This window comes from Paraburkholderia caffeinilytica (assembly GCF_003368325.1).
GTDB classification, from domain to species: Bacteria; Pseudomonadota; Gammaproteobacteria; order Burkholderiales; family Burkholderiaceae; genus Paraburkholderia; species Paraburkholderia caffeinilytica.
In genome coordinates, this window is record NZ_CP031467.1 from 4,518,374 (window position 1) to 4,531,000 (window position 12,627).

Below are 12,627 nucleotides of genomic sequence, written 5' to 3' on the forward strand. Positions count from 1 at the left end.
TCTGCGATCCGGATGATCCGCAATGGCTACCCTCGAACGCACCGCGTACCCGCGCTTCCCCGAGGTTCTGGCACCCCGGGAACTGCAAGCCAGCTACACGCCGCTGTCCGACGAACTCGAGTGGGCACGCCGGTCAACGCGCGGCGAGCGGCCTCGATTGGGCCTGCTCGTGCTGCTGAAGGTCTTTCAGCAACTGCACAATTTCCCGCCGCTCGACACGATTCCGGGTGCCATCGTCGATCATGTGCGGGCGGCCGCCAACATTGCGGACACCGTGCCATTTGGCTACGACACCGCGTCGTCCTCGACGCTGTTCCGGCATTACGCCGCGGTACGCGCCTGGCTGAACGTGAAGCCGTATTACGGCACCGACGCGAACGCGATCGCGACACGCGCGGCGCACACGGCGTCGCTGACGATGGACCAGCCGGTCGACATCATCAACGCGACGATCGACGAGTTGATCGCACGCGATGTCGAACTGCCCGCGTTCTCGACGCTGGACCGGCTGACCGAACAGATCCACGCTCGGGCTCAGTCCCGACTGTTCAAGCGCGTCACGCGACGCCTGACCGATGCACAGAAGCTCACGCTCAACCGGATGCTCGCACGCGACCTGTCGAGCCGGCAGACTGCCTACAACCGCATCAAGCGTCATGCGAAACGCCCATCGCGCCAGCATCTGAACCTGCTGATCGACCAGATTGCCTGGCTTGACGAACTCGGCGATTTTTCACTGGCCGTCGCTGGAATTCCCGCCTCAAAGCTGCGCTCGCTCGCGAATCAGGCGATGGCGCTCGATGCGTCGGCGCTCAGGAACGACACACTGCCCGAGAAGCGCTACACACTGATCGTCGCGCTGCTCAACCGCATGCGCGTGCGCGCCCGCGACGATCTTGCCGACATGTTTGTACGGCGCATGGGCGCCATCCACAAGCGCGCGAGCGACGAGCTGGACGTGATCCAGCGCAAGCAGCGTGATCAGGTCGAGGACCTCGTCGTCCTGCTGGATGGCGTGGCCGACATCCTCGCCGACGAATCCGACGAGACGGCCATCGCCAGGGCAGTCAGGAAGCTGCTCGCGCCGAAAGGTGATCTGGAGCCGCTGCGCGAGAGCTGTGCGGCGATCCGTGCATTTAGCGGCCGCAACTATCTGCCGCTGCTCTGGAAGCACTTCAAGGCCCACCGTTCAGTCATGATGCGTGTCGCCCGTACGCTCGAATGGGATTCGACCAGCCCGGTCCGTTCGCTGCTCAATGCACTCGACGTCGTGCTGAAAAACGAGTCGCGGCATCGCGAGTGGATCGAGGCCGACGTCGATCTGGGCTTTGCCGCGCCGCGGTGGCGCAAGCTCGCGCGTCGCTCACACGGCGACGGAGCGCCGACCAATCGCCGGTACCTCGAGCTCTGCGTGTTCTCGTACATGGCCGAGGAGCTACGGGTCGGCGACCTGTGCGTATCCGGCTCTGACGCCTACGCTGACTATCGCGACCACCTGCTGCCGTGGCGGCAATGCGAGCAGCAGTTGCCAGACTATTGCGACAAGCTCGGCATGCCAACGACCGGCAGTGACTTCGTGCACCATCTGCGTCAATGGCTGACGGCCGCCGCCCGCAAGCTTGACGACGAACTGCCGCGCAAGCGCGAGCACGTCGTAATCGACCGTCATGGCGAACCGATCCTGCGCAAAACCGTCGCGAAGGAGATTCCGGCGAGCGCGATCGCACTCCAGGAGCGGCTCAACGCCCGCCTGCCGACGCGGAACATGCTGGACATCCTCGCGAACATCGAACACTGGACGCATTTCACGCGGCACTTCGGGCCGCTGTCCGGGAGCGATCCCCAGATCCGCAAGGCTGCCGAGCGCTACCTGCTGACCGTTTTCGCGATGGGCTGCAATCTCGGCCCGACCCAGGCGGCCCGCCATCTCGACTCGGATGTAACCGCGCACATGCTCTCGTTCGTCAACCGTCGGCATATGAGCCTGGACAAGCTCGAAACCGCACAGCGCGAACTGATCGAACTGTACCTGCGGCTGGATCTGCCGAAACACTGGGGCGATGGCAAGACGGTAGCGGCCGACGGAACACAGTACGACTTCTACGACAACAACCTGTTGGCCGGCTATCACTTCCGCTACCGGAAGATGGGGGCGGTCGCGTACCGGCATGTCGCCGACAACTATATCGCGGTGTTCCAGCACTTCATTCCGCCGGGCGTCTGGGAAGCGATCTATGTGATCGAGGGGCTGCTGAAAGCGGGTCTGTCGGTCAAGGCCGATACCGTCCATGCCGATACGCAGGGGCAGTCGGCTGCCGTTTTCGCGTTCACGTACCTGCTCGGCATCAACCTGATGCCGCGGATCCGAAACTGGAAGGATCTCGTCCTGTACCGGCCGGACGGCAAGGCCAGGTACAGGCACATCGACAAGCTGTTCACGGCGACCATCGACTGGGTGCTGATCGAGCAGCACTGGCAGGAGCTGATGCAGGTCGCGCTGTCGATTCAGGCGGGTACGATCTCGTCGCCGCTGCTGCTGCGCCGGCTTGGCTCCGAAAGCCGCAAGAACCGGCTGTACCTGGCCGCGCGCGAACTCGGCAACGTCGTTCGCACGGTGTTTCTGCTCGAGTGGATAGGCAGCCTCGAATTGCGGCAGGAGGTCACCGCGAACACGAACAAGATCGAGTCGTACAACGGCTTCTCCAAGTGGCTGTCGTTCGGTGGCGACGTGATCGCCGAGAACGAGCCGGAGGAGCAGCAGAAACGGCTACGCTACAATGACCTGGTCGCGTCGGCCGTGATCCTGCAAAACACGGTGGACATGATGCAAGCGCTGCGCGAGATGGCGGCAAACGGCGAGAAAGTGCGCGCCGAAGACATCGAGTTTCTGAGCCCGTACCCGACCCACAACATCCGGCGCTTCGGCCACTATAAACTGCACCTGGATCGTCGGCCGGAGGCCTGGATCAAAGACCCGCTGTTCGGCCATGCAGCCCGTACCTACGCATCCCGCCCATGACTGCACGCCCGGCCATCACTACGACCTGTTTCGGCGATGTCGACACCGCCGCGCTTGAGCGGCTCGAATCGAGCTACGACACAACCCGCTTGCTGACCGCCGTCGATATCGTCGATCGCCTCCGCGCGCAGTTGCACGATCCCGAAGGGCTGCGCGATGATCTGCTGGGAATTCACAGCATGGCGCACGCGGTCTTGAACGGCGCACCGTCTGTGCCATCGCGACACGATGGCTCCTTTCCGGAGCAGGTGCTGGATGCACTGCACCTGATTGACGAATTTATCGTAGAACTGACGCGGGTGAGAACGATTCTTGATCCGCTCGAAGCGTTGTACCCGGACGATGCGTTCGGCGAAGATTGAGTGTGTGTGGGCGAAACGCTTGCAGGGGTAATCGCGGGACTCAAATGACTCTGAGCGCCTCGGGCGATGTAAGAGCCGCGTTTACTGTGGCTCTCGGAATGTGCCCACACTTCCTGGGTCGTTTCAGGCCGATGCAGGTGGCAAAATCAGCCAAGTCTGAAGGGCACCCCGGATGGCGGCCGAAGCTCGGCCGCCTGCCGTGACCGGTGAGCCGAAACGGGAGACGACGGCGCGGCTGCTGTGCCGCCTGCGCCGTCGCCGTACCTGATGCCGACGTGGGTCCTGACGGACCGTGTTGTTAGCTGGTGGTCTTCGTTCCACTCACGTCTGTCTCCCTCCTTTCGAGACGCAGATAGGTGTCTGCCGCTACCAGCCCGAACACGATGTGGGCAATGAGGCTCATCCAGCCTCGGGCGTCTGCGAACCACGGAAACAACCGGGTCATGCCGTAGAAGTTGACCAGGTACACGGCGACACCGAATAAAGCCCCCACCAGCGAGGCCATTCCGATGCTCGAATCAAAGCTGAACGGCGCCATGATCACCGCCAGAATGAGCGCGAAGACGATCGATAGCGCAAAGTGGACGACGAGCGCCACCAGCATGATGCCCGGGTCAAACGTGGCAGGTCGGGCAAGCGCATCACGTCCCAGGGCGATTGCCGCGATCATTTGCGGTGGTCCCCATGGGCTCTGCCCCGTGACCCACATGGCTACGAGCTCGAGCACCAGGAAAACCACGCCAGCGACACAGCCGCCGATCACGGCCGCGCGCCAGTCAGGCGTACGGCGAGTGAAATGGTGCGAATGCATGTGAAGTTCCATAGCGACCTCCTTACAGTAAAACAGCTCACCTGTGCCGCTCGCGCGAGCCATCCTGGACGACATTGGCGCGCCTGCGCCCTGATTGATATATTTCGGGTTCCCGACAGCGTGCCTCGTCGCGCAGCTTCCGCCTTCGACGTTCCGTTCCGCACGAAAACCTACTGCGGCTGCTCGATCATCAGATAGCGAACGACCAGCGCCGGATCGACGATTTCCAGAATGAGCCGGCGCAGAATGCGATTGCGCATGTGGTCCTCATCCAGCAGCCATGGACCGCCGACGTCGCTCAGATGACGGGAAATCGCGTCGCGCATGGCGTCGCCTTCCGAAGGCGCGTCCAGCCGCACCGCCAGCAGCCCGGCGATTACGTCATCAAGCTCAATGCTCAAAGGCGTGGAATCAATCGTCAAATTCAGCTTCATGTTCACCAAAAATGGAAATCGTGTCCGCCGCAACAGCGAACGGCGCGGACCGGCTATTACGAGATGTCCGTGTATCGATTCGTCCAAGCCTGGAATCGAGCCGAAGCATGGCATTGCTGCGGCTTACCGCTTCGTCTTCACCTCCTTGAACTCGGCATCGACCACGTCCTCCTCCCTTGTTCCGCCACCGGCCTCCTGACTGGCCGAGCCTTCTGAGCCACTGGCTGCCTGCGACTGCACGTCGGCATACAGCTTTTCGCCGAGCTTCTGCGAGGCCGTGGCGAGCGCATGCACCCGGGCGTCGATCTCGGCCTTGTCGGATCCCTTGAGCGCTCCCTCGAGCTCCTTGATCGCGGCTTCGATCTTTTCCTTCTCACCCGCCTCCAGCTTGTCGCCGTACTCGGTGAGCGCCTTCTTCGTGCTATGCACCAGGGCATCGCCATGGTTACGCGCGTCAACCAGCTCACGCATCCGGTGATCTTCAGCGGCGTGGGCCTCGGCATCCCTCACCATCTTCTGTATTTCCTCCTCGGACAGACCTGAATTGGCCTTGATGGTGATGCGGCTTTCCTTGCCGGTCGCCTTGTCTTTGGCCGACACGTGCAGGATGCCATTCGCGTCGATGTCGAACGTCACCTCGATCTGCGGCACGCCGCGCGGCGATGGTGGGATGCCTTCGAGGCTGAACTCGCCCAGCAGCTTGTTGCCCGTGACCATCTCGCGCTCGCCCTGATAGACCTTGACCGTCACGGCAGGCTGGTTGTCGTCGGCGGTGGAGAAAATCTCCGAGAATTTGGTCGGGATGGTGGTGTTCTTCTCGATCATCCTGGTCATCACGCCGCCCTGTGTTTCGATGCCGAGCGACAGCGGCGTGACGTCAAGCAGCAGCACGTCCTTGCGCTCACCTGCGAGCACCGCGCCCTGGATGGCCGCGCCCGCCGCCACGGCTTCGTCAGGATTGACGTCCTTGCGCGGCTCGCGGCCGAAAAACGCCCGAACCTTGTCCTGCACCCTGGGCATGCGGGTCATCCCGCCCACCAGAATCACGTCATCGATCTTGTCCACTGCCACGGCGGCGTCCTTGATGGCGATGCGGCATGGCTCCATCGTGCGCTCGATCAGATCTTCGACCAGTGCTTCGAGCTTGGCCCGCGTGAGCTTCAGCGTGAGATGCCTGGGTCCGCTCGCGTCGGCCGTGATATACGGCAGATTGATTTCGGTCTGCTGGGTCGACGACAGTTCGATCTTCGCCTTTTCGGCCGCCTCCTTCAGGCGCTGCAGTGCGAGCACGTCCTTCGACAGGTCGACGCCTTGCTCCTTCTTGAACTCGCCGATGATGTAGTCGATGATGCGCTGGTCGAAGTCCTCGCCGCCAAGGAACGTGTCGCCGTTGGTCGAGAGCACTTCGAACTGTTTCTCGCCCTGCACGTCGGCGATCTCGATGATGGAGATGTCAAAGGTGCCGCCGCCGAGGTCGAACACGGCGATCTTGCGGTCACGGTTTTCCTGCTTGTCCAGGCCGAACGCGAGCGCCGCCGCAGTCGGCTCGTTGATGATCCGCCTTACTTCAAGGCCGGCGATGCGGCCGGCGTCCTTCGTGGCCTGCCGCTGGCTGTCGTTGAAGTAGGCGGGCACCGTGATGACGGCTTCAGTGACAGGTTCGCGGAGGTATTCCTCGGCGGTCTTCTTCATCTTGCGCAGCACCTCCGCCGATACCTGCGGCGGGGCAAGCTTCTTGTCCTGCGCCTCGACCCATGCGTCGCCGTTGTCGGCCTTGAAAATTCTGAAAGGCATCAGGCCGATGTCCTTCTGCACTTCCTTCTCTTCGTAGCGGCGGCCGATCAACCGCTTGACGGCAAACAGCGTGTTTTTTGGATTGGTCACGGCCTGGCGCTTCGCCGGTGCGCCGACGAGCACTTCGTCCTCGTCCATGTAGGCGACGATCGACGGCGTGGTGCGCGCACCTTCCGAATTTTCGATTACCTTGACCTGACTGCCTTCCATCAGCGCCACGCACGAGTTCGTGGTGCCGAGGTCGATGCCGATGATCTTGCCCATGGTTTTCACTCGCTCGATCTGGTTCGGGGAATGCCCCGTGAATCCCGCTCCGTTACGCCGTCATCCCACTGCGCATCCCGGTCAATACTCCATCTCGGGCGGTGACACGGCGGGCCGGGCCTCTTCCTTCGGCAACTCCGCCACCACCGCGTCCGTAGTGAGGATCAGCCCGGCGACCGACGCGGCGTTCTGCAGGGTCGTGCGCGTCACTTTCGTTGGATCGACCACGCCCATCTCCATCAGGTCGCCATAGGTATCGGTAGCCGCGTTCCAGCCGAAGTTGCCGGACTGCTCCAGCACCCGGTTGAGCACGACCGAGGGCTCTTCGCCCGCGTTCAACGCGATCTGCCGCAGCGGTTCCTCCAGAGCGCGCAGCACGATCCTGATGCCGGCATCCTGGTCGGTGTTGGCGCCCCGTAGTTCCTTGAGCGCCGCGCGAGCGCGCAACAGCGCAACGCCGCCGCCCGGCACGATGCCTTCCTCGACGGCCGCACGCGTGGCGTGCAGCGCATCCTCCACGCGCGCCTTCCTCTCCTTCATTTCGACTTCGGTGGCCGCCCCTACCTTGATCACCGCGACGCCCCCGGACAGCTTCGCGATGCGCTCCTGCAACTTCTCCCTGTCAAAGTCGCTAGTCGTCTCTTCGATCTGGCGCCGGATCGTCTGAATGCGTCCATCGATCGTCTTGCGGTCACCCGCGCCGTCGATGATTGTGGTGGCCTCCTTCTCGACCTCCACCCGCTTGGCCCGTCCGAGGTCTTCCAGCGCCACCTTCTCGAGCTGCTTGCCGGTTTCCTCCGAAATCACCAGGCCGCCGGTCAGCGTCGCGATGTCTTCCAGCATCGCCTTGCGTCGATCGCCGAAGCCCGGCGCCTTCACCGCCACCGTCTTGAGGATGCCGCGCAGCGAGTTCACCACGAGCGTGGTCAGGGCCTCACCCTCGACGTCCTCGGCGATGATCAGCAACGGCTTGCCCACCTTGGCGACCGCTTCCAGCACGGGCAGCAAGTCGTGGATGCTCGAGATCTTCCGGTCATGCACGAGAATGTACGGTTCCTCAAGCACGGCGAGTTGCTTCTCGGGATCGGTGATGAAATATGGCGAGAGCCAGCCGCGATCGAACTGCATGCCTTCGACTACCTCCAGTTCGCTCTGCAGCGACTTGCCTTCTTCAAGGGTGATCGCGCCATCCTTGCCGACCTTTTCCATCGCTTCGGCGATGATCCGGCCGATCTCCTCATCGGCATTCGCCGAGATGGCGCCGACCTGGGTGATTTCCTTGCTGGTCGTCACGGCTCTCGAGAGCTTCCTGAGCTCCTCGACGACGACCGCCGCGGCCTGGTCGATGCCGCGCTTCAGGTCCATCGGATTCAGGCCGGCCGCGACGTACTTCATGCCTTCCCGCACGATGACCTGAGCCAGCACGGTGGCGGTGGTCGTGCCATCACCGGCGACATCGGAGGTCTTCGCGGCGACCTGCCTGACCATCTGGGCGCCCATGTTCTCGAACCGGTCGCGCAGTTCGATCTGCTTCGCCACGGTGACGCCGTCCTTGGTGACCGTCGGTGCGCCGAACGATCGCTCGAGCACGACGTTGCGTCCCCTTGGACCGAGCGTGACCTTGACCGCGTCGGCAAGCAGATTGACGCCCGTCAGAATGCGGTGGCGGGCGAGATCGTGAAACTTGACGTCCTTGGCTGCCATTTTCCAGTTCCTCCCGACATGTCAGACAAAATGCAACACCGTGCGATGGCGCCGCCATCGATCTCCTCATGAAGCGGAATCCGCGGTCACCACCGCCAGTAGGTCAGCTTCGCGCATGACCAGCAGCTCTTCGCCTTCGACCTTGATGGCGGTGCCGGCATACTTGCCGAACAGCACGCGGTCGCCCACCTTGACGTCCGGTTCGCAACGGCGGCCATCCTCGAGCCGCGTGCCGGGGCCGACGACAATCACTTCTCCGTGGTCGGGTTTTTCGGCAGCAGTATCGGGGATGACGATGCCTGCTGCGGTCCTGCGCTCCTGTTCCTGCCGCCTGACCACGACCCGATCATGCAAAGGACAGATTTTCATGATTGGCTCCGTGTCGTCACAGATGCTGTCTATGGGGATTCGGTAGTATGCCGAATCGACTGCATGGCGATTCCGCGCGGGGTGCTCAACCGGCCCCCGACCTCACTGCGGAGCGCCTGATCGCCGATCTTCCGCGGGTTGACCAGATCCCCTGGCCGGGGGCAACAGACGCACCTTTTGCACGTCCCGACGCCCGGCGCGCCCGCGGCGCACCGGCCTCGGACGCCGGCGTGCACGCAATGGGGTCGCTGGCCAGAAAGGTTTCCCGCAGCGCCTCGTCGAGCAGCGCATCTGCATCAGCGAGGTCCGAGTGTGGCGTCCTGAGGGTCTTCATCGTTCACCTCCATGCCGAGCCCTACGCGGCGTATCTCCCCGCGTGGCGTCATCGAACTCCCGGGTCAGCCGGGACGCCGGTGGCGGCATGCCGGCCACGACGTAGTCTCCGGCCACGCCTGCGTCCTGGGGCGTGAATCGCAGCTCGCGGAGTCGGGCCTTGAGAAACGCATCGGCATCCACGAGCCAGCGCTTGAGTTCGTGCTCGCTGGTGCCGAGCACCTGAGCGGCGGAGGCTCGGGGCACGGCTTCCATCCGGCACAGCACCAGCGCCTGGCGCCACGACGTCGGCATGTCTGCAATAAGCGCTGCCACGAGTCGACGTGTTTCCTTTGCGCTCAATTCCTCTTCGGGCGTACCGTCGGCCGCCGGCGTCACGTCTTCGAGTCGCAGCACTTCGTCGGGTTGCCAGTATTCGAACAGGATCTCGTCATCGTCTTCGTGCGGCTCGCGCAACTGAACCGGCGGTCTGCCTTCCAGGGAGATCCAGCGGCCCTCGTCGGTCTGCCGGCGGCTCACGTCCTCGGCGAGCAAGTCGAGCGCGATCTGGTAGAGCCACTGTCTCGGCTCGAGCTTGCGTGGACGCCGCGCGAGTCTTTCGCAGGCGCGGGCCAGCGTCTCGTCGACGACCTCATCCACGGCGGGGTCCCCTGGTGCGAGGTCGCCGCGCGCCTGCAGGTAGGCGAGTTCGCGCTCCACGAAGCGCTTGAGCTCCGGCAGCAATGGGCGCACGAGCTCACTGAACAGCGCTAGCCCGGCTGCGACCGGACCGGCCGCCGCGCCTTTGAGCCGACGCAACCCGGCGCGGCGCTCCTTGCGGCGCCAGTTGTCCTCGTGACGCAGGTGGGCGCTGTGGCGCTCGAGTTGCCGCTCCAGTTCCACGAAGGACAGTTCGAGGGCTTTTTCGAGTTCGGGCGACTCGTCCGAGCAGGCGAGCGTGGCACTCGGCAATCCGAGCCGGAGCCTTGCCCGGTAGAGACTGCGATGGCCGCTTCGTTCGAGGGTCGCACGCAACCGGACGAGTTCGGCGGGGAAGTGCGACAGGTGCGGCTGGAGGTGTCGGCCGAGGAGATTGCCAACCAATCGTTCCAGGTCGGGGCGGGCAAGCTCCGAAATGTTCCGGTAACTGATCGCCGTTTTCATGACAGTCCTGCACGTCTTCCAGTGGCCGCCGCATCGGAGGCGGCCGTCACTCCCTCAGGGGCGGGCGCGCGATCGCCGGCGGGACCACCGGCCCGACGCTTGCGCTGCGAGGCTCACCGTATCCGGTGAGGTTTCGCTTCGCACCCCTGACTCTGCCCGCTCGCTGTGTTTCCCAGACACTCGTCATCCGACGTCACGGGCATACGCCATTTGCCCTTCATCGCTATCCGGGCTGGCAACACAAAATATAAAAACAGTGGCGAAAAAATCAAGGGCCGCGATGCATTGCTGGACGTCGCAGGCGACTGCGAGGACATCCGCCCGAGCGGGCGGATTGAAGGCGCAGAAAATGGACACCGCGCACGGTCGTGCATGCGCCTTCGAAGCTCTCCTGTCGGGTCAGTAGATCGGAAACACGAAGTCCGGCGTCGGTGCAAACTGGATTCCGGTATCCGGACAGGTGATGCGCCCTCTCACCGCGACCCGCTGGTTCAGATACGGCAACAGCAGCAAGTGTTCGGTGGTGCCGGCCTGGCCGAGCAGGATGTCGGTCACGACCTTGTCGCTGCACGGTGAAGCGGCCGGGCGATCCAGCCGGATCGTCGTATAGTCTCCCGGCGCGAACTGCCCGTTGCCCCGCTGGATAGTACCGGCGATCCAGATGTCCTGCTGGACTGGCAATGCCCGCGGCAGTGGCGCAATAGCGACCACTGCTGCAGGGAAGGCGCCCGCGGCCAGGGCGGCCGCGGCGAGTAACCCGCGTGATCGTATTTTCATGGTGATGCTCCCATTCCGCGACAGACGCCGCCGCGTCCGCACTCGCCGGCAGGAGACGAGAGCCGGCGCCTGCAGGACGGCGGGACGCAGGCTCGATCATTGGATCGGCGGTGCTGCACCAATCTTCTCTGACAACATCCGCTCGTAGACACCAAAGTGCAGATCGACCTCCTTCTGCGTAACATGTGTGACCGTGATGTTGATCTGGTCAGGTAACAGGCCCAGCACGACCGCCACCGCGGCTTCAAGTTGCGGTGCACAAACCTTGTCTTCCACCATCGTCGTGCCGACCAGCACGTCGTAGGTCTTTTCCTGCCGACAGACAACCTCGACGAGTCGCGCCCGTGCGCTCATGTTGTTGTCGATCGCGAGCCTGACGACCTCCACCACGGTGCGCATCGTCTCGGTCGGAAAGCCCTTCGTCGAGCGCAGCCGGATACGATGCCTGCCCAGCGTAAGCCAGTCCGTGTCGAATTCCATGACGTCCTCCATATGCAGTTCCAAGCCGCTGCGATGATAGGTTCCAGCGCCGAAATTTCAAGTGCAAAAATCTGCCGACGCCCCTTGAAATTTTCTGCAGAGTTCCTATCTTAAGTTTCGCTCAGGCAGCCGCGCGGATCGCTTCATTCCGTGCGCTGCGTGTTTCGATTTGTTTGTCAGCAGTCTGGCAGGCGAACTGGAGCGCGTAGGCCCGTTCGCATCCCGGCTGCACTCAAGGAGGATACGATCATGAGCGATCTTTACTTCGGAACCGACCTCTTCGGCGAGTTTGACCGCCTGCAGCAGCAGATGGCGCAACTCTTCGGCGGTTTCCCGTCCAGCATCCGCGCCGGCCGTTTCGGCGCGTTTCCTCAGATCAACATCGGTGCGACCGACGAGTCGATCGAGATTGTCGCCTTCGCCCCAGGCATCAACGCCACCGAACTCGACGTATCGGTCGACAAGGGCCTGCTGACCATCAGCGGCGAACGCAAATCGACACAACCTGACACTGGTAGCGAGACGCGCACCTATGCGCAGGAGCGCTTTGCCGGCATCTTCCGGCGCGTCATCGAGCTGCCGGAGACCGCCGATCCCGATAAGGTTCAGGCGCGCTACGAAAATGGCTGCCTGTCGATCAGCATCGGCAGGCGCGAATCGTCCAAGCCGCGCGCTATCACTGTCCAGTAATCCGAGGAGGCGATCATGACTGACACGACCCAACTGGCTGAACGCGACCAATCCGCAGTGGCGCGTCGCGACACTGAACAGCCCGCGCGCCGGATCACGCTCACCCCGGCCGTCGACATATACGAGGACCCCCAGGGCGTCACGCTGTGGGCTGATCTGCCCGGCGTGACGAAGGACAAGCTGGACGTCAAAGTTCACGACAGCAGCCTCTCGATCGAGGCCGAGGCGGTGGTGCCGACGCGGGCAAACCTGCGGCTGCAGCATGCCGAGGTCCGCGAACCGCACTTCGCCCGGACGTTCACGCTGTCACCGGACTTCGATACGTCAAAGATCGAGGCGAACCTCCAGGACGGGGTGCTGAAGCTGACGATCCCACGCCGCGACGAGGCGCGTCCACGGCGCATCGAAGTCAAGACCAGCTGACCCGCCAGCAATGGCAGGTCAGAA

The 12,627-nt window shown here is 63.3% G+C and carries 12 protein-coding genes; 4 read left to right on the forward strand and 8 right to left on the reverse strand.

The window, feature by feature from the left end:
• Window positions 1-22 precede the first annotated feature (22 nt).
• The gene (locus tag DSC91_RS36435; RefSeq protein ID WP_115776245.1) at window positions 23-3,019 is read left to right on the forward strand and encodes a Tn3 family transposase; all 2,997 of its coding nucleotides are present in this window, start codon (window positions 23-25) and stop codon (window positions 3,017-3,019) included.
• Window positions 3,016-3,381, forward strand: a complete 366-nt coding sequence (gene tnpC, locus DSC91_RS36440; RefSeq protein WP_115776247.1) for a Tn3 family transposase post-transcriptional regulator TnpC — start codon at window positions 3,016-3,018, stop codon at window positions 3,379-3,381. Before DSC91_RS36435 ends, tnpC begins: the two co-directional genes overlap by 4 nt.
• Before the next feature lie 298 nt (window positions 3,382-3,679).
• On the opposite strand, the gene DSC91_RS36445 is transcribed toward tnpC, so the two are convergent.
• From DSC91_RS36445 to DSC91_RS36485, 8 genes are all read right to left on the reverse strand, one after another.
• A complete protein-coding gene (locus DSC91_RS36445) occupies window positions 3,680-4,204 on the reverse strand; it encodes a hypothetical protein (RefSeq protein ID WP_115779614.1) in 525 nt (174 codons plus the stop codon).
• A gap of 158 nt (window positions 4,205-4,362) precedes the next feature.
• Complete coding sequence (locus DSC91_RS36450; RefSeq protein WP_115779615.1) at window positions 4,363-4,626, reverse strand: hypothetical protein; 264 nt, start codon at window positions 4,624-4,626, stop codon at window positions 4,363-4,365.
• A 123-nt stretch (window positions 4,627-4,749) separates the two neighbouring features.
• Window positions 4,750-6,684 (reverse strand): molecular chaperone DnaK, encoded by a 1,935-nt coding sequence (gene dnaK / locus DSC91_RS36455; protein ID WP_115776248.1) that lies wholly within the window; start codon window positions 6,682-6,684, stop codon window positions 4,750-4,752.
• Window positions 6,685-6,765: 81 nt separating this feature from the next.
• On the reverse strand, window positions 6,766-8,388 hold the full coding sequence (gene groL / locus DSC91_RS36460; RefSeq protein ID WP_115776250.1) for a chaperonin GroEL: 1,623 nt from the start codon (window positions 8,386-8,388) through the stop codon (window positions 6,766-6,768).
• Between the two features lie 66 nt (window positions 8,389-8,454).
• Window positions 8,455-8,757 (reverse strand): co-chaperone GroES, encoded by a 303-nt coding sequence (locus DSC91_RS36465; RefSeq protein WP_115776252.1) that lies wholly within the window; start codon window positions 8,755-8,757, stop codon window positions 8,455-8,457.
• A 330-nt stretch (window positions 8,758-9,087) separates the two neighbouring features.
• On the reverse strand, window positions 9,088-10,233 hold the full coding sequence (locus tag DSC91_RS36475) for an RNA polymerase subunit sigma-28 (RefSeq protein ID WP_115776255.1): 1,146 nt from the start codon (window positions 10,231-10,233) through the stop codon (window positions 9,088-9,090).
• A 399-nt stretch (window positions 10,234-10,632) separates the two neighbouring features.
• Window positions 10,633-11,010, reverse strand: a complete 378-nt coding sequence (locus DSC91_RS36480; RefSeq protein ID WP_115776257.1) for a hypothetical protein — start codon at window positions 11,008-11,010, stop codon at window positions 10,633-10,635.
• 96 nt (window positions 11,011-11,106) lie between these two features.
• Window positions 11,107-11,490, reverse strand: coding sequence for a hypothetical protein (locus DSC91_RS36485; RefSeq protein ID WP_115776259.1), 384 nt, complete (start codon window positions 11,488-11,490; stop codon window positions 11,107-11,109).
• Between the two features lie 249 nt (window positions 11,491-11,739).
• On the opposite strand from DSC91_RS36485, the gene DSC91_RS36490 reads away from it, so the two are divergent.
• The gene (locus DSC91_RS36490) at window positions 11,740-12,180 is read left to right on the forward strand and encodes an Hsp20/alpha crystallin family protein (RefSeq protein WP_115776261.1); all 441 of its coding nucleotides are present in this window, start codon (window positions 11,740-11,742) and stop codon (window positions 12,178-12,180) included.
• Window positions 12,181-12,195: 15 nt separating this feature from the next.
• Window positions 12,196-12,603, forward strand: coding sequence for an Hsp20/alpha crystallin family protein (locus DSC91_RS36495; protein WP_115776263.1), 408 nt, complete (start codon window positions 12,196-12,198; stop codon window positions 12,601-12,603).
• Window positions 12,604-12,627: the final 24 nt, after the last annotated feature.